The 24,518-nt window shown below is 72.6% G+C and carries 16 protein-coding genes; all 16 read right to left on the reverse strand.

All coding sequences use genetic code 11. The features are described 5' to 3' along the window. Positions 1–40: 40 nt before the first annotated feature. Positions 41–454, reverse strand: coding sequence for a DUF6113 family protein (locus V5O49_RS11035; RefSeq protein WP_332902282.1), 414 nt, complete (start codon positions 452–454; stop codon positions 41–43). A 10-nt stretch (positions 455–464) separates the two neighbouring features. Beyond that, on the reverse strand, positions 465–1,454 hold the full coding sequence (locus V5O49_RS11040; RefSeq protein WP_332902283.1) for a PIG-L family deacetylase: 990 nt from the start codon (positions 1,452–1,454) through the stop codon (positions 465–467). Positions 1,455–1,462: 8 nt separating this feature from the next. After that, positions 1,463–3,373, reverse strand: coding sequence for a translational GTPase TypA (gene typA, locus V5O49_RS11045; protein WP_332902284.1), 1,911 nt, complete (start codon positions 3,371–3,373; stop codon positions 1,463–1,465). Positions 3,374–3,429: 56 nt separating this feature from the next. After that, positions 3,430–5,193 (reverse strand): BCCT family transporter, encoded by a 1,764-nt coding sequence (locus V5O49_RS11050; protein WP_332902285.1) that lies wholly within the window; start codon positions 5,191–5,193, stop codon positions 3,430–3,432. 117 nt (positions 5,194–5,310) lie between these two features. Next, positions 5,311–7,062, reverse strand: a complete 1,752-nt coding sequence (locus V5O49_RS11055) for an ABC transporter ATP-binding protein (protein WP_332902286.1) — start codon at positions 7,060–7,062, stop codon at positions 5,311–5,313. Then, on the reverse strand, positions 7,059–8,045 hold the full coding sequence (locus V5O49_RS11060) for an ABC transporter permease (protein ID WP_332902287.1): 987 nt from the start codon (positions 8,043–8,045) through the stop codon (positions 7,059–7,061). The genes V5O49_RS11055 and V5O49_RS11060 overlap by 4 nt, the downstream gene beginning before the upstream one ends. Beyond that, on the reverse strand, positions 8,038–8,964 hold the full coding sequence (locus V5O49_RS11065; RefSeq protein WP_278236778.1) for an ABC transporter permease: 927 nt from the start codon (positions 8,962–8,964) through the stop codon (positions 8,038–8,040). The genes V5O49_RS11060 and V5O49_RS11065 overlap by 8 nt, the downstream gene beginning before the upstream one ends. A 226-nt stretch (positions 8,965–9,190) precedes the next feature. Further along, positions 9,191–10,813, reverse strand: a complete 1,623-nt coding sequence (locus V5O49_RS11070; protein WP_332902288.1) for a peptide ABC transporter substrate-binding protein — start codon at positions 10,811–10,813, stop codon at positions 9,191–9,193. Between the two features lie 222 nt (positions 10,814–11,035). Further along, positions 11,036–11,728 (reverse strand): ABC transporter ATP-binding protein, encoded by a 693-nt coding sequence (locus V5O49_RS11075; RefSeq protein ID WP_332902289.1) that lies wholly within the window; start codon positions 11,726–11,728, stop codon positions 11,036–11,038. After that, on the reverse strand, positions 11,728–12,657 hold the full coding sequence (locus tag V5O49_RS11080) for an ABC transporter ATP-binding protein (RefSeq protein WP_332902290.1): 930 nt from the start codon (positions 12,655–12,657) through the stop codon (positions 11,728–11,730). Before V5O49_RS11080 ends, V5O49_RS11075 begins: the two co-directional genes overlap by 1 nt. Before the next feature lie 16 nt (positions 12,658–12,673). After that, the gene (locus V5O49_RS11085) at positions 12,674–15,487 is read right to left on the reverse strand and encodes an FtsX-like permease family protein (RefSeq protein WP_332902291.1); all 2,814 of its coding nucleotides are present in this window, start codon (positions 15,485–15,487) and stop codon (positions 12,674–12,676) included. Continuing rightward, complete coding sequence (locus tag V5O49_RS11090; protein ID WP_332902292.1) at positions 15,484–18,309, reverse strand: FtsX-like permease family protein; 2,826 nt, start codon at positions 18,307–18,309, stop codon at positions 15,484–15,486. Before V5O49_RS11090 ends, V5O49_RS11085 begins: the two co-directional genes overlap by 4 nt. Before the next feature lie 7 nt (positions 18,310–18,316). Beyond that, positions 18,317–20,071, reverse strand: a complete 1,755-nt coding sequence (locus tag V5O49_RS11095; protein ID WP_332902293.1) for an ABC transporter ATP-binding protein — start codon at positions 20,069–20,071, stop codon at positions 18,317–18,319. After that, positions 20,071–20,979 carry an ABC transporter permease gene (locus V5O49_RS11100; RefSeq protein ID WP_278236771.1) on the reverse strand — a complete coding sequence of 303 codons (909 nt, stop codon included), beginning with the start codon at positions 20,977–20,979 and terminating at the stop codon, positions 20,071–20,073. Before V5O49_RS11100 ends, V5O49_RS11095 begins: the two co-directional genes overlap by 1 nt. Before the next feature lie 45 nt (positions 20,980–21,024). Then, complete coding sequence (locus V5O49_RS11105; protein WP_332902294.1) at positions 21,025–22,542, reverse strand: ABC transporter permease; 1,518 nt, start codon at positions 22,540–22,542, stop codon at positions 21,025–21,027. Between the two features lie 87 nt (positions 22,543–22,629). Next, positions 22,630–24,474 carry an ABC transporter substrate-binding protein gene (locus V5O49_RS11110; protein ID WP_332902295.1) on the reverse strand — a complete coding sequence of 615 codons (1,845 nt, stop codon included), beginning with the start codon at positions 24,472–24,474 and terminating at the stop codon, positions 22,630–22,632. Between the last annotated feature and the right edge of the window lie 44 nt (positions 24,475–24,518).

Here is a 24,518-nt window from a genome sequence, read left to right on the forward strand (position 1 = left end):
CGGCGGACGCCACGCGAGTAGGCATCCTACTCGGCGCAGGTCACCCGGCGTCGGGGTCGTCCACGAACCACCGCCGCGGCAGGAACGCCGCGACGGCGAAGAGGAGCAGCCCCCCGTACGTCCACACGTACCCGACGGTGTCGGCCGGGACCAGGACGTCGCCGCCCGGGCCCTCGGCGGCGAGGAGCTGCACGGTCACCAGCCAGCCCGCACCGCAGGCGAGCAGCGTGCCGACGCCGGCCCACGCGCGGCAGAGCACGGCCGCGAAGAGCGTCAGGGCGAGCGAGAGCACGAGGCCGAGCGGCAGGTCCCACCACGCCATGCGGTGACCGACGGTGCCGATGAGCCCGACGACCCCGCCGAGCAGCAGGCCGATGACCAGCCGCCAGACGACCAGCAGCACCCCGCTGCGGCGCGGTGCACTCGGGGAGTGGTGGGGCGGGGTGGAGATCACCGGACAGACCTTACCGGCGCACGCGGGCGGTGGACGTGGCGAGCACGGGAGCGAGCTCGCCGTTGCTCAGGGCGTAGTGCGCCACCACGCCCGGCAGGGAGATGGCGGCGACGTGCTGGACCTGCGTGGCGTGGGCGACCAGCGCGGCGAGCAGACGGCCCAGGACCGGCGTCACCGCGACCGAGACCACCTCGTCGCGGGCGAGCTCCGCGGGGTCCACGACGAGCGGCGGCGGGTCCGCGTCCGGGTCGGGCAGCGTCAGGTCCGCCGCGCGGGCAAGCCGCACCGCGTCCGGTGACGTGGACAGCGCGGTGCGCGCGGCACGCCACCGGTCGGCCGGGGCCACGACCTCCCAGCGCTCCGGGACCGTCCAGGGCTCCCCGGCGACGTCGGCGGCCGGGTCGGCGGCGAGCTCGAGGGCGCGCACGGTCACCTCGTAGGTCCGCACGTGGTCGGGGTGGCGGTACCCGCCGCCCGCCTCGTAGGTGACGACGACGGCCGGACGACGGTCGCGCACCACCGCGGCGAGGCGGGACGCAGCGGCCTCGAGCGGCACCCGGCTCAGCGCCGCCGGTCCGGAGTCCGGCGCCGGACCGGCGATGCCGGGGGCCACCCAGGCCATGCCCGAGTCCTCGAAGCGGCCCGACGCACTCGCGGGGGGCGTCGGGAGCGGCACGGTGTCGAGGAACACGTGGTCGGGCACGCCGAGCGCCTCGAGCGCGGCCGCCAGCTCCCGCTCGCGGTGGACGGCGAGCGCCGGGCCGTCGCCCTCGAGGTGCGCAAGACCCGTCGGGTGCGCGACGGTGTCGATGACCTCGCCGCGCTCGCCGCGCGTGCACGTGACCACGGTCGCCGGCGCACCGGCCACGGCCCAGGCCGCCAGCAGCGCGCCGGTGGCCAGCGTCTCGTCGTCCGGGTGCGCGTGCACCGCGAGCAGCGGCCCGACCGACGGGTCGGCCCGGCGGACCGCCGCCGTCGAGGTCTCCCCCGCGTCCTGCATCGGCAGGGTCAGGCGCGCTTGGCCCGCGCGGCGGCCCGCGCACGCGCCGTGGCGTCGAGGTTGACCTTGCGGATGCGGACGATCTCGGGCGTGATCTCGACGCACTCGTCCTCGGCCGCGAACTCCAGCGACTCCTCGAGCGTGAGCTTCTTCGGCGGCACCAGGTTCTCGAAGCTGTCGGCGGTCGAGGACCGCATGTTCGTCAGCTTCTTCTCCTTGGTGATGTTGACGTCCATGTCCTCGTTGCGGGAGTTCTCGCCGACGATCATGCCCTCGTAGACCTCCTGGGTGGGGTCGACGAAGAACGTGCCGCGCTCCTGCAGGTTGATCATGGCGAACGGCGTCACCGACCCGGCCCGGTCCGCGACCAGCGAACCGGTCAGCCGGGACTCGATGGGGCCGTGCCACGGCTCGTAGCCCTCGGCGTAGGACGAGGCGATGCCGGTGCCGCGGGTCTCGGTGAGGAACCGGGTCCGGAACCCGATGAGGCCGCGGGCCGGGACGACGAACTCCATGCGCACCCAGCCGGTGCCGTGGTTCGCCATCGTCTCCATGCGGCCCTTGCGGGCGGCCATGAGCTGCGTGACGGCGCCGAGGTACTCCTCGGGCACGTCGATCGTCATGCGCTCCATCGGCTCGCAGGTCTTGCCGTCGACCTGCTTGGTGACGACCTGCGGCTTGCCGACGGTCAGCTCGAAGCCCTCGCGGCGCATCTGCTCGACGAGGATCGCCAGCGCGAGCTCGCCACGGCCCTGGACCTCCCACGCGTCGGGGCGGTCGGTGGGCAGCACGCGCAGCGAGACGTTGCCGATGAGCTCGGCGTCCAGGCGGTCCTTGACCTGGCGGGCCGTGACCTTGTGGCCCTTGCCGCCCTTGCCGGCCAGCGGGGAGGTGTTGATGCCGATCGTCATCGAGATCGCCGGGTCGTCGACCGTGATGCGCGGCAGCGGCCGCGGGTCGTCGGCGTCGGTGAGCGTCTCGCCGATCATGATGTCGGCGATGCCCGCCACGGCGACGATGTCCCCGGGGCCGGCGGACTCGGCGGGCACGCGGTCCAGCGCCTTGGTCTCGAGCAGCTCGGTGATCTTCACCTGGCTCAGGGTGCCGTCCTGGCGGGCCCACGCGACCGTCTGACCCTTGCGCAGGGTGCCGTTGTGCACGCGCAGCAGCGCGAGGCGGCCGAGGAACGGCGAGGCGTCCAGGTTGGTCACGTGCGCCTGCAGCGGCATCGTCTCGTCGTACGTCGGCGCCGGGACGGTCTGCAGCACGGTGGAGAACAGCGGCTCGAGGTCCTCGTTCGCCGGCAGCTCGCCGTCGGCGGGCTGCTCGGTGGAGGCGCGCCCGGCCTTGGCCGAGGCGTAGACCACGGGAACGTCGAGCACGGCGTCGACGTCGAGGTCGGGGACCTCGTCCGCCAGGTCGCTGGCGAGCCCCAGCAGCAGGTCGGTCGTCTCGGCGACGACCTCCGTGATCCGCGAGTCCGGCCGGTCGACCTTGTTGACCACGACGATGACGGGCAGCTTGGCGGCCAGCGCCTTGCGCAGCACGAAGCGGGTCTGCGGCAGCGGGCCCTCGGAGGCGTCCACGAGCAGCACGACACCGTCGACCATGGACAGGCCGCGCTCGACCTCGCCGCCGAAGTCGGCGTGGCCCGGCGTGTCGATCACGTTGATCGTGATGCCGTCGGCCTCGCCGACCTCGGCCGCCGACGGTCCGGCGTACCGGATCGCCGTGTTCTTGGCGAGGATCGTGATGCCCTTCTCCCGCTCCAGGTCACCGGAGTCCATGACGCGGTCGTCGACCTGCTGGTGCGCCGCGAAGGCGCCGGCCTGCCGCAGCATGGCGTCGACCAGGGTGGTCTTGCCGTGGTCGACGTGGGCGACGATCGCCACGTTGCGCAGGTCGGAGCGCACAGACATCAAGGGTTCTCTTTCCGTGGGAGGGGCGGCACCCGGGAACCCGGGGCCGGTCCATCCTACCCGGAGGTGTCCGTCTCCGGCCCGGGTGCCCGACGGCGCCAGTTCCGCGGACCCCGGCGACGTGCGGCGACCGAGGTCCCGTTGCCGTCGGAGTCGGCGTCCGTCACGACCGGGATCTGCCCGGTCATCTCCGACAGCTGGGTGTTGACGTGCTCGGTCACGTGCTCGGTGACGTGCTCCGTGACGTGCTCGGTCACCTCCTGCTTGAACTCCCGCCGCCGCAGCCGTCGCTCGGTGCGCACGATCGCCTTGTGCTCGGCGTCCAGCGCCTTCCACACCGAGACGGCCATGGCGACCAGCACCACCGAGAACGGCAGGGCCGTGAGGATCGACGCCGTCTGCAGCGTCGCCAGACCCCCGGCGTACAGCAGGGCCGCCGCGACGCCGCCCTCGAGGATCGCCCAGAACAGGCGGCTCCACAGCGGCGGGTTCTGGTCGCCGCCGTTGGCCAGCATGTCCACGACGAACGACCCCGAGTCCGAGGACGTCACGAAGAACACGACGACGAGGATCATGGCGATGACGGCCAGCCACGCACCGCCGCCCGGCAGCGTCTCGAACAGCTGGAACATCGCGGTGTCGGAGTTCACCGCACCGGTCTCGGCGTCGAGCATCGAGCCCGGCTCCATCATCTCCTGCCGCAGCGCGGTGCCGCCGAACACGCTGAACCAGACCGTCGTCACCAGCATCGGGACGATGAGGGTGCCGAGGACGAACTCACGCACGGTGCGTCCGCGCGAGATGCGGGCGATGAACAGCCCGACGAAGGGCGCCCAGGAGATCCACCAGCCCCAGTAGAAGATCGTCCAGCTCGACTCCCAGGCGAGGCCGTCCGCCCCCTGGAAGGCGAGCGTGTCGAAGGTCATCTGCATGACGTTCTGGAGGTAGAAGCCGAGGGACTGGACCCACTCGCGCATCACGTAGAGCGAGGACCCCATGATCAGCACCGTGACCACCAGGGCGCCCGCGAGCATCATGTTGCCGTTGGACAGCCACTTGATGCCGCGTTCGAGACCGGACGCCACGGAGAGTGCGGCGACCGCGGTGATGGCGGCGATGAGCCCCATCTGCAGCGCGACGGTCGACTCGGCGACGCCGAGGTACTCGAGCCCGGCCGACAGCTGCAGCACACCGAGGCCGAGAGAGGTGGCCACGCCGAACACCGTGCCGAAGATCGCGAGCACGTCGATGACGTTGCCGAGCCAGCCCTTGACGCGCTCCTCGCCCAGCAGCGGCTCGAGGGCCCACCGGATCGACACCGGCCGGCCCTTGCGGTGGATCGCATAGGCCAGGGCCAGGCCGATGACCACGTAGATCGCCCAGGCGTGCACGCCCCAGTGCAGGTAGGTCTGGCCCATCGCCTGCCCGGCGATGGAGGCGTCGTCACCGGTGACGCCCGGCTTCGGGTCGGTGTAGTGCCACAGCGGCTCCGCGACGCCGTAGTAGACCAGCCCGATCCCCATGCCGGTCGCGAACAGCATCGCGAACCACACGGGCAGCTTGAAGTCGGGGGTCTCCTCGTCCTTGCCGAGGGTGATGTCGCCGAAGCGGCTCAGGCCGACGTAGATCGCGAAGATCACGAAGGCCGCGACGATGAGGACGTAGTACCAGCCGAAGCCGTTGATGACCTTCGACTGGAGGGTGGACATGACCTCGGCCGTCGCGTCCGTGGCGAAGATGCCGAGGAGGACGAAGACGAGGATCAGTCCACCCGCTGGATAGAAGACGGCGGGTGCGAGGGTGCTACGGCGGGGTGGCATGGCTCTCAGACTGTCGGGATCAGGGCGAACCGGCAAACGCAAGGACGCCGTGGACCCCCGGTCGGGGTCTGACGGCGTCCTGCGTCGCACGGTGCTCGTCGGGCGCGACCGGCGGCGTCAGCCGCCCGCGACGTTCCCCACGAGGTGGGCGCCGGGGATGGCCTCGAGGAGGTCCCGGGTGTACTGCTGGCGCGGGTTGTCGAAGACCTCGTCGGTGGTGGCCTGCTCGACCACCTTGCCGTTCTGCATGACCACCACGTCGTCGGCGATCTGCCGGACGACGGCCAGGTCGTGAGTGATGAAGAGGTAGCTCAGGCCGAGGTCCGTCTGCAGCTCGTCGAGCAGGTCGAGGATCTGCGCCTGGACGAGCACGTCGAGGGCGGAGACCGCCTCGTCGAGCACGACGACCTCGGGCTTGAGCGCCAGGGCCCGCGCGATGGCGATGCGCTGGCGCTGACCGCCGGAGAGCTCGTTCGGGAAGCGGCGCATCGCCGACTGCGGCAGCGAGACCATGTCCAGCAGCTCGCGGACCCGCTTCTCGCGCGACTTCTTCGACCCCACGCCGTGCAGCTTGAGGGGTTCCTCGATGGAGCGGTAGATCGAGAACATCGGGTCCAGCGACCCGTACGGGTTCTGGAAGACCGGCTGGATCCGCCGTCGGAAGGCGAACGCCTGCTTCGGGTTGAGCGTCGACACGTCGGTGCCGTCGAACTCGACCGTGCCCGACGTCGGCTCCAGCAGCCCCAGCACCATGTTGGCGGCCGTGGACTTGCCCGAGCCGGACTCGCCGACCAGGGCGAGCGTCCGCCCGCGCCCGAGGGTGAACGAGACGTCGTCGACCGCCGTGAAGTCCGTGGACGACCCGGGGCGGGCGCCGCGGATCTGGAACACCTTGGTCAGGTGCTCGACCTTGACCGCCTCGTTCGAGGCCGGCGGCTTCTCGCCCAGGTGGTGCGCGTGCAGCTCGGCGGACTCCTGCCCGGACACGTGCGCCGTCTGGATCCGGCGCGAGGCCAGCGACGGCGCCGAGGCGACCAGACGCTTCGTGTACGGGTGCTGCGGGTCGGCGAGGATCTGCTGGGCCGGGCCGGACTCGACGACCTGACCCTTGAACATCACCACGAGGTGCTCGGCCCGCTCGGCGGCGAGCCCGAGGTCGTGGGTGATGAACAGCACGGCGGTGCCGAGGTCCCGGGTCATGTCGCCCAGGTGGTCCAGGATCTGGCGCTGCACGGTCACGTCGAGGGCCGACGTGGGCTCGTCGGCGATGAGCAGCCGCGGCCGCGAGGCCAGGCCGATGCCGATGAGCGCACGCTGGCGCATGCCGCCCGAGAACTCGTGCGGGTACTGGCGCGCCCGGCGCTCGGCGTCGGGCAGGCCCGCCTCGGCGAGCACGTCCGCCACGCGGGTGCGCAGCTCGGCCTTGGAGCCCTTGAACCCGTTGGCCTTCAGCGCCTCGGTCACCTGGGTGCCGATGCGCCAGACCGGGTTGAGGTTCGACATCGGGTCCTGCGGCACCATGCCGATCGCGCGGCCCCGCAGGGCCTCGGTCTCGGCCCGGGGCGCGCCGACCAGCTCGCGGCCGTCGAACATGATGGACCCGCCGGTCACCTTGCCGGTCCCGGGCAGCAGGTCGATGATCGAGGCGGCCGTCGTCGACTTGCCCGATCCGGACTCGCCGACGATGGCCACGTTCTGACCGGGGTAGACGGTGAGGTTCGCGCCGCGCACGGCGTGCACCTCACCGACCCCGGTGGTGAAGGAGATCTGCAGGTCACGGATCTCCAGGAGGGGCTTGTTCGGGTCGGCGACGGCGGGGGCGGACTCGGGCGTCGCGTTGCCGTCGCTCACGGGGAACTGTGTCGTCATCGCTTCCGCGCCTTCGGGTCGAGGGCGTCGCGCACCACGTCGCCCATCATCATGAAGCCGAGCACCGTCACGGCCAGGCCGCCTGCCGGGTAGAGCAGGATCTCGGGGTCGGTCCGGATCGCGCCCTGGGCGGCGCTGATGTCGCCGCCCCACGAGACCACGTCCGGCGGCAGGCCGATGCCGAGGAAGCTCAGCGTCGCCTCGGCGACGATGAACTGGCCCAGGGCCACGGTCGCGTAGACGATGATCGGCGCCGCCGAGTTCGGCAGCACGTGCCGCACCAGGATCTGCCCGCGGCCCATGCCGAGGGACTTCGCCGCGGTGACGAACTCGTTGTTCTTCACCGAGAGCACGGTGCCGCGCGTGATGCGGGCGATCTGGGTCCAGCCGAAGACCGCCAGCACGAAGGCGACCAGGAAGCTCGTGCGGTTGGTCGCGATCGACATGATGACGATGGCGCCGAGCACCAGCGGGATGGCGAAGAAGATGTCGGTGATCCGGCTGAGGATCGTGTCGAACCACTTGCCGTAGTACCCGGCGATCGCGCCGATCGTCGTACCGAGGATCACGACCATCGAGGTCGCCAGCACGCCGACGACGACGGAGGCCCGGGCGCCGTACATGGTCCGGGAGTAGATGTCGCAGCCCTGGCGGTCGAACCCGAACGGGTGGCCGGCCTGCGGGCCCTCGAGCGCGCGGGTCAGGTCGCAGGCGCGCGGCTCGATCGAGGTGAACAGGCCGGGGAAGGCCGCCACCAGCACGACGATGACGATGACCGTCCCGGACACCCAGAACAGCGGACGCCGGCGCATCTGGTGCCAGGCGTCGCGCCAGAGGCTGGTGGGCGTCTCGTCGGTCGCGACGGCGTCGACGGCGCCGAGGCCGCCCTCGTCGGCCGGCGCGGTGAAGTGTTCCTGGCCGGGGCGCGGGGCCGGGGTCGGGGTCGCCGACCGGCCCACGGGTTCGTAGCGGTTCTCAGGCATAGCGGATCCTCGGGTCGAGGGCGGCGTAGAGCAGGTCCACCAGGAGGTTCGCCCCGATGTAGACCAGCACCAGCACGGTGGTCAGCGACACGACGGTGATGCTCTCGCCGCGGATGATCGCGTCGTAGAGCGTGCCGCCGACGCCGTTGATGTTGAAGATGCCCTCGGTGATGATCGCCCCGCTCATCAGGGCGCCGATGTCGGCGCCGAGGAACGTCACCACGGGGATGAGGGAGTTGCGCAGCACGTGGCGTCCGGTGACCTGCGAGCGACGCAGACCGCGGGCGCGCGCCGTGCGGACGTAGTCGGCGGACAGGTTCTCCGCGACCGACGTGCGCGTCAGGCGCAGCACGTAGGCGAAGGACACCGCGGCGAGCACCATGGCCGGCATCAGCAGACTGACGAAGTCGGGATCTCGTCCCGCGGTGACGGGCAGCCAGCCGAGCCGGACGCCCACGACGATCTGCATGACGAAACCGACGACGAACGTCGGCACCGCGATGAAGAAGAGGCTGACGACCAGGGCGGTCGCGTCGAAGATGCCACCCTTGCGCATCCCGGCGACCAGGCCGAAGCCGATGCCGAAGACCGCCTCGATGACCAGCGCCATGAGGGCGAGCTGGATCGTGACGGGGAACGCGTTGGCGATCACCTCGGTGATCTCGCGGCCGCGGAAGTCGACGCCGAAGTCGAGCGTCACCACGCCGCGCAGGAAGAGCAGGTACTGGATGATGAAGGGTTGGTCCAGGTTGTACTGGGCGCGGATCTGCTCCTGCACCGCTTCGGGCAGGCCACGCTCACCACCCAGGCCGGCGATCGGGTCACCGGGCCGCAGGAACACCAGCGCGTACAGCAGCAGGGTGGCCCCCAGGAACACAGGGATCACCTGCAGCAGCCTGCGTCCGAGATACCAGAGCATGCGATTTATCTCCTCGTGTGCCCAGGGGGTCCCCCCAGGCTACGGGTTTCCTCGAACCGCGACCGTGCGGGGACGCGGACAGCGGTGGGGCGGGGGTGCTGTGGTGCGCACCCCCGCCCCCTCGCGACGAGTGGTCGACGTCAGACGGTACCCGACGCCGCGACCGCTCGGAAACGACGACGGACGGGGAACCCGCCGAGGCGGGTGCCCCGTCCGTGTCAGCGGATCACTCCTTGGTGATCTGGTACAGGATCGGGTCGCTGTCCCAGCCGAACTCGACGTTCTCGACGGTCTCCGCGTAGCCGCCGGTCGCGTTCTGGTACCACAGCGGGATGCCCGGGACGTCCTGGAACAGGATCTCCTGGGCCTGCTTGTACAGCTCGACCGCGGTGGCCTCGTCCTCGGCCGCGGCGGCCTCGGCCAGCAGGGCGTCGAACTCCTCGTTCGAGTAGTTCATGTCGTTCGAGCCGGCCCCGGTGCCGTAGATCGGGCCCAGGAAGTTGCTCATCGACGGCCAGTCGGCCTGCCAGCCACCGCGGAAGATGCCCTCGACGGACTCGTCGTCACGCGCGTTGAGGAACTCGTCGAAGGTGGTGTACGGCGCGAACTCGCAGCCGATGCCCAGGTCGGTGCGGATGGTGTTGCAGGCCGCGTCGATCCAGTCCTGGTGGTCCGAGTCGGCGTTGGACGCGATCTGCAGCGTGTAGTCGCCGATCGGGTCCATCTCCTCGGCCTGCTCCCACATCTCGGCAGCGCCCTCGGGATCGTAGTCGAGGATCTCGGAGCCCGGGATGTCGTCGGAGAACCCGGCGATGACCGGCGAGGTGAAGTCGCTGGCCGGAGTGCGCGAGCCGCTGTACAGCGTCTCGGTGATCGTGTCGCGGTCGATCGCCATGGAGATGGCCTGGCGGCGCATGACGCCGGCCTCGCCCTGGAACTCGGGGAGCCACTCGGGCACGTTGACGACCTGGATGACGGCGGCCGGCTGGTTCACGGCGCGCTCGCCGAGCTCGTCCTCGAAGGTCGCGAAGGCCGAGGACGGCACGTTCGGCAGCACGTCGAGGTTGCCGTCGAGCATGTCGTTGTACGCCGTGTCCTCCTCGACGTACGCGACCATCTCGAGCCCGCCGTTGGCCGGCTGGCGCGGACCCTCGTAGCCCTCGCGGGGCACGAGCGTGATGAGGCTGTCGTTCTCCCACGACTCGAGCTCGTAGGGACCGTTGCCGATCGGCTCCGAGCCGAAGCCCTCCGGGTCCTCGAAGAACGCCTCGGGCATCGGGTTGAACGCCGAGTAGCCCAGCCACAGCCGGAAGTCCGACGCCGGCTGCGCGAGCTCGGCCGTGAAGGTCGTCTCGTCCACGACCTCGACGGCGATGTCGGACGGCTCCTCGAAGCTGAAGCCGGCGAAGCCGTTGAAGAAGTACTGCTGGTTCTGGGCGTTGTCCAGGTTCGCGACGTACTTCCACGCGTCGACGAAGCTCTGGGCCGTGACGGGGGTGCCGTCCGAGAAGGTCCAGCCGTCCTGGATCGTGATGGTCCAGTTGACGTTGTCGTCGGACTCGATGGACTCCGCGACCTCGTTCTGGACGTTGCCGTCCGCGTCGTAGTAGACGAGACCGGAGTAGATGTTCTTGACCACCAGACCGCCGTAGACCTCGTTGGTCATGCCGGGGGTCAGCGGGTTCTGGGGCTCGCCGCTGCTGATGGAGACGACGCCGGTGCTGTCGCCCTCCGCAGCCGCGGTCGAGTCGCCTTCGTCGGAGCTGCCAGAGCCGCCGCAAGCCGAGAGCAGCAGGGCCGAGGCCAGGGTGAAGGCCCCGATGCCTGCCATACGTCCGCGAGGTGTCACGTGTCCTCCTGAGTTGATGTGCACGCCGTCGGAGGGGTGCTCCGACGCGAGGGGTGCGGGCGCGGATCTGCGTCCGCAGCACAAGATGCGCCCAGGAGCCTAACCCCTCATCGTGTCCCCGGTCACCCTTCCCGGCGACCGGTACCACGATCGTGACCCGATCGGAACCCGCTCGACATCTGGGAGCGGGTGAAAACGCTGTCCCGTGGCGGGACGGCAGGATCAAGCCTCGGCGGTCGCGCCGTCGTGCAGGTCCACCACCCGGTCCGCCCGCCGGACCAGCTCCGGGTCGTGCGTCGTGACGACGGCCGCGACGCCCGCGGTGTGCACGAGCTCGGCCAGCACGTCCATCACGCGCCGCCCGGTCGCCGTGTCGAGCTGACCGGTGGGTTCGTCCGCGAGGAGCACCCGGGGGGCCGCCACCAGGGCCCGGGCGATGCCGACGCGCTGCTGCTGACCGCCGGAGAGCTCGTAGGGCCGCTGGTCGGCGTGGTCGGCGAGTCCCACCCGGTCCAGGGCGTCCGCCACGCGCGCCGCCCGCTCGGCCGGCGGGACCCGGCGCAGCCGGAGCGGCACCTCGACGTTCTCCGCGGCGGACAGCACCGGCAGCAGACCGAAGGACTGGAAGACGTAGCCGACCTCGTCGCGCCGCAGCGCCAGCACCTCGTCCTGGTCCAGCGCCGTCAGCTCGCGGTCGTCCAGCCACACCCGGCCCGACGACGGCGCGTCCAGCCCGCCGAGCACGTTGAGCAGCGTGGTCTTGCCCGACCCCGACGGACCGCGCACCACGAGCAGCTCGCCCGCCGCGACCTCCACGGACACCCCGCGCAGGGCGTGCACCTCGCCGGCCCCCCGGCCGAACGTGCGGCGCACGTCCTCGGTCCGCAGGACCGGCGTCGTCACCGTCGTCGGCATCAGCTCTCCTCCCCCGTGGACCCGCGGGCGTCCTCGCGGGCGTCGCCACGGGTCTCGTCGCGCGTGTCGTCGCGGTCCCGCCGGACCTGGACGTGGTCGTCCTGCAGCCGCAGCCGGACCCGGTCGCGCAGGTCCAGGGCCTCGACGACGTCGTGCGGCAGCTGCAGGCGCCCGACCCGGTCCAGCACCGCGAACTCCTCCGCGACGTCGCGCCGCACGCCGTCGGCGTCCGTGGCGGTCCGGCGCAGCACCTCGGTGGAGGTGCGTCCGTCGCGGATCTGCACCGTGCGGGCCACGTGCTCCGACACCGTCGGGTCGTGCGTGACGATGAGCGTCGTCGTGCCCGTGGCCGCGTTGACCGCGCGCAGCGCCTCCAGCACGTCCGCGCTGGTGGCCTCGTCGAGCTCGCCGGTCGGCTCGTCGGCGAGCAGGACGCGCGGGCGGTTCGCCACCGCGACGGCGATCGCGACCCGCTGCTGCTGCCCGCCGGACATCTCGGCCGGGTACCGGTCGGCGACGTCGGCCACCTGCAGCAGGTCGAGTAGCTCGTCGGTGCGCGCCGCGCGATCGGCCCGCGGGCCGCCGCCCAGGTCGAGCACGAGGCGGACGTTCTCGGCCGCCGTGAGGTACGGCAGCAGGTTGCGGGAGGTCTGCTGCCAGACGAACCCGACCGTGCGGCGCTGGTAGACGACCCGGTCCCGGCGCCCCATCGTGAGCAGGTCCGTGCCCGCCACGACGGCCGACCCTCCGGTGGGGGTGTCCAGCCCGGACAGGATGCCCAGCAGCGTGGACTTCCCCGACCCGGAGGCACCCACGACGGCCACCAGGTCGCCGGCCTCGACCTCCAGGTCCAGGCCCTGCAGGGCCTGGACCTCCACGCCGTCGGTGGCGAAGATGCGCACCAGCCCGCGGCACAGGATCTCGCTCATTCCTCGCTCCTCGTCATCAGTCCGTCGCCGTCCGCCACGTCTCGGCACCCCGGCGCCGCCCCACCGATCCGGCCACCAGCGTGCCGGCGACCACCGCGACGAGCAGGCCCCCGGCGAGCGCCGCGGGCCCCCAGGGGTCGACCACCAGCGCGGGCGACGCCGTACCCCCGGTCAGCGGGGTCAGGTCGACGACCGCCAGCACGAGCGCCGGCACCAGCACGCCCACGACGCCGCCCGCCAGCAGCGCGGCGACCGCCCAGGGCCCGACCTCCCACGCCACCAGCCCGCGCTCGGCCCGGCGGGGCAGGCCGAGGGTGCGCAGCACGGCCAGCACGCGGGTGCGGGCCGGCGTGGCCAGGACGAGCATCAGCGTCACGGTCGCCACGCACAGCAGCGCCGAGAGCGCGACGGCGACGGTGAACGCCGCCGCCAGACCGGCGGCGGCCGGCGAGGACAGCAGCGCCTGCTCACCCTCGCGCGGGTCGTCGACGACGGCTGTGGGCAGCAGCACGCCGATCTCCGCCTCGACCCGGTCGGGGTCCGGAGCCTCGGCGGCGCCGCCGCCGCCGGCCAGGCCGACCAGCGCGAGGCGCGCGGTCCCCGGTGCGATCCCCACCCGGTCCCCGGCCGCGGTCGCGTCGACCAGCAGGGCGCCCGACGACGGCGGCAGGCCGGGCAGGGCGTCGACGCGGTCCACGACGACGACCTCCGTGCGAGCGCCCCCGGGCCCGGACAGCACCTGTCCGTCGGTCACCTGCCCGGCCCCGTCGCCGACCGCGACGACCGGGAGCCGTCCGTCGCCGGTGGCCGCGAGCCGGTCGAGCCCGTCCGGCGCTCCCGGCACGTCCTGCTGCACCCGCGCGAGCTCGGCGGCGTCGGTGGTCCACACGGTCACGGGACTGCCGCTGCCGACACGGCCGAGCGCGAACCGGCCGGCGTCGGCGACGGGCGCGACCGCGGCCACGCCGTCGATCCCCCGCAGGGAGTCGGCCGTCGGGCCGTCGACGACCGGACCGGCCACCCGCAGGTCTCCCCCGACCTCCGCCCAGGCCTCGTCGGTGACGCCCTGGCGCACCGTGCCGGACAGCACCACCGACGACAGGGCGACACCGACGGCGAGCACCAGCGCCACCGCGGGCAACGGGCCCCCGGCCGGGTCACGGCGCACGCGCGCCGCCCCGAGGAACGGCACGAGTCCCGAGCCCCGTGCGGCGAGGTGTTCCACGGCGCGCGCCACGGGGGGCACGAGCCGGAACGTGACCAGCGCGACGGCGACGCCGACCAGCAGCGGGGCCACGGCCAGGAGCGGGTCGACACCGCCGCCGGTGCCGGTCGGGCCTGTCGAGGAGCCCGTCGCGGCGACGACGCCCCGGTCCACCGCGAGCCACGACGTCCCGGCCCCGGCGAGGACGACGCCGGCCTCCACCCCGAGGCGCAGGTGCCGGCGTCGGGCGGGGACGGCCCCGAGATCCGCGCGGCCGGCCCGCAGCCCGGCGGCCGGGGTCACTGCGGCCAGCACGAGCGCCGGGGCGAGCCCGCACAGCACCGCCGCGCCGACCTGCCCGGACGTCACGGTCCCGGGCACCACGGCGAGCCCGGCCGCGAACCCCAGCGCGGCCGCGGGCAGCCCGACGACCAGGCCCTCGAGCGCGACCACCCCGCGGACCCACGTCATCGACGCACCCCGCGCCCGTGCGAGCGCCAGCGTCGCGCGGCGCCGGTCGACGACCAGCCCGGCGGCGAGCACGAGGACGGCGGCCAGGGCGCCCAGCGGTCCGACGGCGAGCACCGTGACGATCGCGTCGACGCCGGCGCGCTGGCCCAGCGCGGTCTCCAGCACGTCGAGCAACCCCGTGGCCGGTTCGAGCACGGCGGAGTCGCCGTCGACGACGGTGGTGGTCGTGGCCGTCAGGCCGCGCAGCTGGGCGAGCAGCGCCGGCGCGTCCTGCGCGGCGACGCCGGAGGTGTCGACCGGGAACCAGACACGCGCCGACGGCGCGGGGACCCAGGAGCCGAGCGTGGCCGGGTCGGCGAAGACCCCCGCCGTGACGATCTTGCCGATGTTGGGGTCGAACACGATCTCGGGAGTCGTCGTGCGGGGGACGTGCGCCCAGTAGTCGGCGTCGGCGTCCAGCGGTTCCCAGAGGCCGACGACGTGCAGCGGCGGCAGCAGCGGCTCGTCGGTGGCGTGCACCGAGTCGAGGGCCCAGTCGAGCTCGGCGGCGACCGCGGTCGAGACCGCCACCTCCATCGCGGTGGGCTCGAACTCCACCACGCCGTCGGAGCCGGGCAGCATCGCCGTCGGGTCGGCGGGGACGGGCGTGGAGGCCGGCCAGCGCCCCTCGACCACCTGGACCTGCGCCGACGCCGACGGGCCCGCCTGCAGCACGATCCCCGGCGCGGCGACGTCGTTGCCCTCGACCCGCTCCACCCCGGTGCGGTCCGCCGCGACGACCAGGTCGGGCTCGCCGAGGACGCCGGACAGCGGGGCCGGTCGCGAGGCGGCGAGGTCGCGCAGCCCGGCGAGGTAGCCGTCGAGGTCGGGCACCGGCGGGTCGACCTCCCCGTCGGTCGGACCCTCGCGGTGCACGCCGCCATAGGCGTCGTAGTCCTCGCCGTAGCCGGGGAAGACGGGCGTCGTCGCGATGACGTCGGACGTCAGGGCGGACGTCTGCGCCGTGACGTGCGCGAGCTGGTCGGCGTGCACCGCGGCGACCGCCCGCGGCACCGTCGACAGGGTGCCGGCGGCGAGGACCGTCACCGCCGCCAGGGCCAGCACGGCGCCGGCCGCGGTGCGCAGGTGCCGGCGCACCAGGAGCAGCAGGCTCATCGCACCTCCGCCCGGTAGGTCGTGTCGCGCGCCTGCGCGGCCACCCGGGAGGCGACCACGGCGCCGACCAGCAGCACGCCGACCACGGCCGCCAGGAGCAGTGGGACCAGCACCGTGGCGTCGACGACGAGGCCCGGCGTCGTCCCGCCCCGCACGACGGCGTGCGCGAGACCGGGCACGGTGGCCGCCGCGAGCGCCGCACCCGCCAGGACGCCGGCGCCGAGGCCGACGCCGCCGAGCACGACGAGCTCGCCGGCGCGCCCCCTGCCCTGCTGCCGGGGGCCCACACCCAGCGCGCGCAGGACGACGACCTCGCCGCGTCGCGCGCCCAGGGTCGTCACGGCCACGACGGCGAGGCCGAGGACGGCGAGCACGGTCGCCCCGGCGGCCGCGAGGACCATGGCGAGCCGGACCGGCGCTCCGGCGTCGGACGCGGTGACGTCGGCGACGGTCCGCACGACGACGCCGGCGGTGCCGTCGCCGGCGTCCGTCGGGCCGAGGCGCTGCGCCACGTCGTCGGCGACGCGGTCGACGGCGGCGGCGTCGCCGGGCTCGTCGGCCGCGACCCAGGCCTCGGCGGGCCGAGGCAGCTGGCCCGTGGTGGCGAGCAGCGCGGCCTCCAGGGTCCCGAGATCGACCCAGGCGGCCTCGGCCGTCGACTCCCCGGGCACCGTGTCGGTGGTCGCGGCGACCCGGAGGACCACCTCGGCACCGGCCACGGTGGCCTCCAGCTCGTCCCCCACGGCGGCGTCCCAGCGCTGCGCCGCCGCCTCGGTGACCACCGCCGGGACCACCGGGCGTTGCGGCGCTCCCGGTCCGTCGGCAGCCAGCAGCCGCAGCCAGGTCCCGTCACGGGACCCGAGCGTCAGGTCGGCGCCGAGAGCGCCGTCGTCGGAGGCGGTCGGGGCGGTCCCCGCGGCGGCCCAGCGGGTCCCGGCGACGTCCACGGGGACCTGCGCGCCCTCGACGTCCGCGTCGAGGCCGCTCACCGCGACGGACACCTCGGTGGGGACCAGGACGCCGGGCAGGTCCCACTCAAGCGCCGCGACCCGCAGCTCGGAGGCGTCGGCGAGGGTGGCGGGGACGGTGGCGGCCAGCTCGGTGTCGGCAGGGTCGTCCGTCAGCGTCAGCGCGCCGGCGTCCAGGACGGCCAGGGCTCCGTGCGCGTCGACGAGCCACACCGTGACGGCGACGTCCAGCGCCTGCTCGGACCGGTCGCGGGCCCCGAGGGGCAGCGCGGCGGGGTCGGCGACGGCGGTCCCCGTCAGGTCGATCGTGAGCCCCGTCGTCCCGGACGGCAGGACGGGCGCGGCGGCGAACGGGTCCGTGCCGCGCAGCGGGGCGACGGCCGCGGCGGCCCCGACGGGACGGACCGCGTCCGGCGCGGCGTCGGCCGGCATCGCGACGAGCCCGAGCGGGTCGCCCTGCACCGTGGCGTCCTGGGCCAGGACGGGGACCGCGCCGGACGCCCCGTCCAGGTCCGCGAGCCGTGCCGTGCGGATCGGGAGTCGCTCGGGCGCCAGCCGTGCCCCGGCGCCGTCGACGGCCCGGACGTCGGTGCCGAGCTGCTGCGTGGCCAGGTCGGCCCGCGCCTGCGGGGCCGTGCCGGCGTAGGTCGCGGCCAGGACCGACGACCCCCCGGCGAGCACCAGCAGCACCACCGGGACGACGGCGACCCGCAGACCGCGGGAGACCTGGCGGGCGGCCAGCACGGCGGTCGCACCGCGACCCCTCGCGGCGAGCCGCGCTCCGGCCCGCGCGAGCGGACCCAGGAGCGCCAGCGCGAGCAGGCCCAGCGCGGCGAGCGCGAGCGCCGGCCCCGCGGCGGCGAGAGGATCCCAGGTCGTGGCGCCGTCCGCCGCGACCAGCGGCGACCCGAGGGAGCGCAGACGCCACATGCCGGCGACGGCGAGCAGCCCGACACCGGCGACGGTGCCGGCGGCCGCGGCGCGCTGCAGCCGTCCCGACCGGTCGGCGAGCCGACGGCGCGCGACGGCGCGTGCCCGGGAACCGGCCACGACGGTGAGCACGGTCGTGCCGGCGACCGCCGTGGCCAGACCGCCCGCGACCAGCACCGTCGGAGCCGGCGAGGGGGTGCCGGCCACGCTCAGGGCACCGGCGGCGGCCGCGGAACCCGCGGCGGCGGCGAGCAGGCACACCGTCGCCGCCTCTCCGAGCGCAGCGGCCGTCAGCCGGCCCGGGTCGGCGCCGCGGGCGACGAGGATCTCGGTCTCGCGCTCCCGGGCCTGCGCGACCAGGCGGGCGACCTGCACCAGCGCCACCAGGGCCACCAGGACGAGCAGCGCGACCGGCACCGTGAGCACCGCCCGGGCGGCGGCCTGGGCCTGCTGCTCGGCGACCGCACGCTGCGCCAGGTCGCCCTCGACGGTCAGGCCGCGGACGGCCACCGCGTCGTCGGCCCGCAGCACACCGTGCAGCGCGTCGCCGCCCGCGGCGAACCCGGCGAGGTCGGCGGGCAGGACCTCCGTCACGACCGGAGTCAGCGTCCACTCGACGAACGGGGTGTCGTCGCCGTCAGGGCGTTCGGTGCGGTCGACGCGCAGCGGGGCGTCGCCGAACAGGTCGGCGACGGTGGAGCGCACCCGGGCGTCCTGGGCCGCCGGATCCTCGGCGACCCGCGTGGTCACCTGCAGCGACGCCGTCGAGCCGGCGTCGAGAGCCGTGCGGGCGGCGTCCGTCGTCGTGGCGGTGACCGCCCCCGCGGTCGCCCCGCTCGTCGCCGCGATCGCGGCGACGAGCAGGGCGACCAGGGCGAGCAGGCCGCGGTGCGCGACAGCGCGCCGCCACGCGGACCGCAGCATGGGGCCGTCAGGCCCCTTCGCGCAGGCGGATCTCGGAGACCTCGTCGCCCCACTCGGCGAGCAGCCGGTGCCGCTCCTCGCGACGCTCCTTCTGCTCGGTCGGGTCCGGCACGGGCGCCGCGGCGAGGAGCCGCTTGGTGTACTCCTCCTGCGGCGAGCGCAGCACCCGGTCGCGGGTCCCCTTCTCGACGATGCGGCCCTCCTGCATGACGACCACCTGGTGGGCGAGCATGTCGATGACGGCCAGGTCGTGGCTGACGAACAGGCACGCGAACCCGAACTCGCTCTGCAGGTCCAGGAACATCTCCAGCACGGCGGCCTGGACCGACACGTCGAGGGCCGACGTCGGCTCGTCGGCCACCATGAGCTCCGGCTCGAGGGTGAGCGCCCGCGCGATGGAGACGCGCTGGCGCTGACCACCGGACAGCTCGTGCGGGTACCGGTTGTAGTACGACCGGGGCAGCTCGACGGCGTCCAGCAGCTCCATGACCCGCTTCTGCCGCGAGGCCGCGTCGCCGATCTTGTGCACGGCCAGCGGCTCGTTGATGGCCTCGCCCACGGGGAAGCGCGGGTTGATCGAGGCCGCCGGGTCCTGGAACACGACGCCGATGCGCCGGCGCAGGTCCTTGAGCTGCTTCTTGCGCATCGCGCCGAAGTCCTCGCCGAGGATCCGGACCGACCCCGAGCGCGCCGGGATGAGGCCGAGGGCGCACTTGGCGATGGTGGACTTGCCCGACCCGGACTCGCCCACCAGTCCGACGATCTCGCCCGCACCGACGGTGAAGGAGACGTCGTCGACCGCGCGGAACGGCGGCTTGCCGAGCCGGTGGTACTCGATGACCAGCTGGTCCAGCTCGAGCGCCGGGGTCTCGGCGTCGGCACGCTCGGTCTCCACCGAGCGGGCCACCGCGGCGTCGTCCTGGCCCCGGCCCTCGCCGAGGTGCGGCACCGCCTTGAGCAGCCGCTTGGTGTAGTCGTGCTGCGGGTCGGTCAGCACCTGGGCGGCGCTGCCGGTCTCGACGAGGTCGCCCTTGAACATCACCGCGACGCGGTCGGCCATGTCGGCGACCACACCCATGTTGTGGGTGATGAGCAGGATGCCGGTGTCGAGCTTGTCCTTCAGCGAGCGCAGCAGGTCGAGGATGTCGGCCTGCACGGTGACGTCGAGGGCCGTGGTCGGCTCGTCGGCGATGATCACCTTGGGGTCGCAGGAGATCGCCATGGCGATGACGACGCGCTGGCGCTGACCGCCGGACAGCTCGTGCGGGTACTGCTTGAGACGCCGCTCCGGCTCCGGGATGCCGACCATGTCGAGCAGCTCGGCGGCCCGGGCCATCGCCTGCTTGCCGAAGGCGATGCCGTGCAGCTGCAGCGCCTCGGTGAGCTGGTCGCCGATGGTGAGCACCGGGTTGAGCGCGGTCATCGGCTCCTGGAACACCATGGCGATGTCGTTGCCGCGCATCTTGCGCAGCCCAGCCGGGTCCAGGTCGCCGACGATCTGGTCGCCGACCTGGACCCGTCCCGAGACGCGGGCGTTGCCCGGCAGCAGACCGAGCGCCGTCGTCGACGTCACGGACTTGCCGGACCCGGACTCGCCCACCAGGGCGACGACCTCACCCGGACGCACCTCCAGGGAGATGCCCTTGACGGCGTGGACGTCGCCGAACTCGGTGCCGAAGGTCACCTCGAGGTCGGTGAAGGACAGCACGGCGTCGCCGGGGGTGGTGGCGTCCGGCGCGGAGGAGAGATCGAGGGTGGTCATCAGGCCTTGGTCCTGTTCTGGCGGGGGTCGAACGCGTCGCGCAGACCGTCGCCGATGAAGTTCACGCTCAGGGCGATGGCGAGGATCATCAGCCCCGGCCACCAGAAGAGCCACGGACGCGTGGTGAACGCCGTCTGGTACTGCTGGATCAGCAGGCCCAGCGAGGTGTCCGGTGCCTGCACGCCGTACCCGAGGAAGCTGAGCGCCGTCTCGAGCAGGATCGCCGCCGAGATGGCCAGCGTCGCCGAGACGATGATCGTCCCGATGGCGTTGGGCAGGATGTGCTTGAAGATCGTCCGGCTGCTGCTCGTGCCGACGGCGTAGGCCGCCACGACGAACTCGCGCTCGCGCAGGGACAGCACCTCGCCGCGCACCAGGCGGGCGAGACCGGTCCAGGTGACGAGGCCCAGCATGAGGGTCAGTCCCCAGATGCCCCAGGAGCTGGCCATCTTGCCCAGCACCGCGGCGAGCACGAGCAGCGGGATGACGAGCAGCAGGTCCGTCATGCGCATGAGCACGGCCTCGACCCAGCCGCGGAAGTAGCCGGCCAGGGCCCCGACCAGCGTGCCGATGACGGTGGAGATGATCCCCACGCCGAACGCGATGATGAGGGACTTCTGGGTCCCGAGCATCACCAGGGCGAAGTAGTCCTTGCCGCCGGTGTCCTGACCGAACGGGTGCTCCCAGCTGGGGGCGCCGTCGCCGATCTTCGGGTACTGCAGCTCGGGCACCTTGTCCCACCAGCCGGGGATCGGGCCGATGCCGATCGAGGTGAAGGCGACCAGGATCACCAGCGCCATGACCGCCATCGAGATGATGGCTCCCTTGTGGCGGAAGAACCGCATCCGCACGAGCTGGCCCTGGCTGTAGGACTTCTCCTCGGCCGGCGGATTCTTGAGGTCAGTCATGGTGCGCTCCGCGGGTGTGGTGCGTACGGGGTCCGGTCATGGGTCTCACCGCCGGATCCGTGGGTCGAGGTAGGCGTAGGCGATGTCGGCGAGCATGTTCATCAGCACCGCCGCCGTTCCCGTGACCAGGAAGAAGGCCATCACCGGGTCGGGGTCGACCCGGTCCAGGCACTCCTGGAACATGGCGCCCATGCCCTTCCAGCCGAAGACGCGCTCGGTGATCACCGCACCGCCGATGAGGCCCGCGAAGTCGAAGGCGACGATCGTGGTGATCGGGATCAGGGCGTTGCGGAACGCGTGCTTGGTGATGACCGCCCGCTCGGACAGGCCCTTGGAGCGCGCCGTGCGGACGTAGTCCTGGTTCATCACCTCGAGCATCGAGGACCGCGTGTACCGGGAGTACGAGGCGACCGAGACCAGGGTCAGCACGATCGTCGGCAGGATGAGCTGCATCCCGGAGTCCAGCACCGACTCCCAGAAGTCACCGCTGAAGTTCGGCGTCTGCGACCCGATCGTGGAGATCGGCCGCGACTTGAGCTCGAGGAAGCCGGCCCAGTGCGCCACCAGGATGTCGAAGACGATCACCCCGGAGGTGATGACACCGGTGACCGCGGAGATGAACATCGCCTGCTTGCGGGCGTAGCCGCCCCAGGCGGCGCCGATCGCGATCGACACGACGATCGCCAGCACGAACAGGCCGATCAGCTGCAGCCACGTGGGCTCCAGCAGGACCCCGGCGAAGACCAGGTAGCTGAGCGTCCCGACGACGGCGGTGGTCAGCGCCGCGTAGAGCACCCGTCGGTTGCCCAGCCCGGCCACGAGGGCGGTGACGAGCACCGCCGCACCCAGCGAGGTGAGCAGCACCATCGCGAGCCCGAAGAACGGGTTCCGGTACCAGTCGAGCACGTTCAGCACGTACAGCAGCACGGCGACGAAGGTGAAGGTGGCCGCCCCGGTGTAGAGGCGTCGGCGCCAGGGGCCGCCCAGCACGGCGGGGATGATCGCCGCCGCGACCAGGGCGAAGCCGAGGATCATCGGTGGTTCCATGTCGCCGCTGGCGATCCAGTCGTTGAAGCGGATCGCGCCGTACTCCTTGAGGAGCACCGCCGCCCAGAACACGGGCAGCGAGAAGAAGAGGAAGGCGAGGAACGTGACACCGTAGTCGAAGCCGGTGTACTGACGGATCGCGGAGACGATACCCGCGGCGATGCCGACGACGATCGCCAGCAGGGTCGCCAGCGTCACGAGTCGGAGCGTCGAGCCGGCGGCCTGCGCCGTCAGGTCGAGGACGTTGGCGCCGTTGACAGTCGTCCCCAGGTCGCAGCTGCCGGTGAAGCAGCCGCCGACGCCGGAGAGCCACTCCCAGTAGCGCTCGTACCACGGCAGGTCGAGGCCCATCTGCTCGGTGCGCAGGGCCATGAGGCTCTCGCGGTTCTCGGCGTTGGACTCGCGCAGATCTGCCAGGGGGTCGCCCGCGTTGATCGTCAGCACGAAGATGAGCAGCGACGCCGCCCACAGCACGAGGAACGAGATCCCCAGTCGTCGAAGGATGAACTTGAGCACGCTGTGCCCCTTTTCGGTCAAGGCAGGCGTGTGGGGGCAGGGAGGTCATCCCTGCCCCCACACGGTGCCTGTCAGGCGGTCAGGACGTCAGGAGGCGCGAGACCACTGCTCGGCGTTCCAGACGATCCCGTCCTGGGCCGCGGTGAAGCGGACGTTCTCCAGGTCGGCCGAGTGCGCGACGACACCCGGGTGAGCGAACAGCGGGATGCCGTACAGGGTGTCCCACAGCTCGGACTCGATCACCTTGGTCTGCTCCAGGTGGACCGACTCGTCGACCGTCGAGGCCAGGGTGTCCCAGGCCTCGTCGACCGTCTCGTTGGAGTACCCGCCGAAGTTCTGCGGGCGACCGGAGGCGTAGATGTTCTGGCCGGAGGCGATCTGACCGGAACCGGCCCAGGCGAACAGGGCGATCTCCCAGTCACCGGTCTCCAGCGCACCACCGGCGGCGAAGAACTCCGGGTCACCGGCGTCGACGATGTTGAAGCCCACCTGGTCGCAGGACGACTTGATGGCGGCGACCTCGTCGGCACGACGCGGGTTCGGCGCGGAGTAACCGATGCGGATCTCGGTGCCCTCCTCGAGACCGGCCTCGGCGAACTTCTCCGTGGCCATCTCCAGGTCGACCTCGTCGTAGCGGCCGTCGTAGGACTCGGCCGTGACCTCCTCGTACTTCTCGGTCTGGTACGGGAAGACCTCGCGGGCGTTCATGACGACCGCGTTCTCGTCGATCGGCGCGATCAGGTCGTCGACGATCTTCTGACGCGGCACGCAGTAGGCGAAGGCCTCGCGGGCGGCCAGGTTGTCGGCGAAGACCGAGCTGTCACCGAAGTTGTAGTCCAGGTGCTCCCAGATCAGGGTCTGACCGGTGAGGACCTCGACGGACGAGCCGATCTGCTCGAGCTGCGGGATCGTGTCGACCGTGGCCTGCGGCTCGATGACGTCGAGGTCACCGTTCTGCAGCGCCTGCACGTGGGTGTCCGCGGCCGCGAAGCGGAAGGTGAGCTCCGTCGTCGCGGGCGGGGTGCCCCAGTAGTTCTCGTTGGCCGTCAGCGTGATGGACTGGCCGGCGATCCAGCCGTCCTCCTTGAGCATGTACGGACCGGAGACCGGGACCAGCGCCGGGTCGGGCAGCTCGCCCGGGGTCGAGGACAGCCAGCCGGTGTTCCAGAACTCGGCGGCCGGCTCGAGGACCGACATGTCGAGCTCCTCGATGGCGGTGACGAGCTCCTCGACGGAGACGCCGACCTGGTCGGCCACGACGTGCGCCGGGAAGGCGCTCGAGACGTTGAGCTGCCAGTCGGCGTAGACGCGCTCGTAGTCGTACTGGAACGACTTGGCGTCCGCACCGTCGGCCTGCGGGCCCTCGGGGACGTAGTCACCCAGGGTCAGACCGGACACGTGGTTGAACAGCGGCTCCTCCGAGGCGTCCTCGGTGATCGCGCCGTCGACCGTGACCGCCTGGGTCGCCCAGTCGAGCAGGTAGTCGGCGTAGCTGATCGGGGTGCCGTCGGACCACGTCGCGTCGTCGGCGAGGGTGTACTGCACCTGCAGCGGGTCCTCGGACACGGCCTCGAACGAGCCGTACTCCTCGTCCTGGCAGATGGTGCCGTCGACCCCGAAGTACATGAAGCCGCCCATCATGCGGTCGTTCACGACGGAGTTGTACGTCGAGTAGGTGTCCGGCAGCAGGCCGTTGTAGCCGGCCCACTGCACCTCACCGGCCGAGTACTGGATCTCGCCGTCGGCCGACTCGGTGACACCGGTGTCGACCTTGCACGAGTCCGTGATCTCTTCGGTGTCGGCGGTCTCTTCGGCCGCCGTGGTCTCCTCGGTCTCCGGCTGGTCGTCCGACGCCGGGCTCGAGCAGGCCGACAGCAGGAGAGCGCCGGTGGCGACGGCCGCGACGGCCGCGCTTGCACGCCTGATCTTCACTGGGGTTCCTCCTCATGGGAAGGGCCCCCCGCCAGGTTCGGCGG

Origin of the sequence: Isoptericola haloaureus, from assembly GCF_036689775.1 — a bacterium.
In the GTDB taxonomy this organism is placed as follows: domain Bacteria; phylum Actinomycetota; class Actinomycetes; order Actinomycetales; family Cellulomonadaceae; genus Isoptericola; species Isoptericola haloaureus.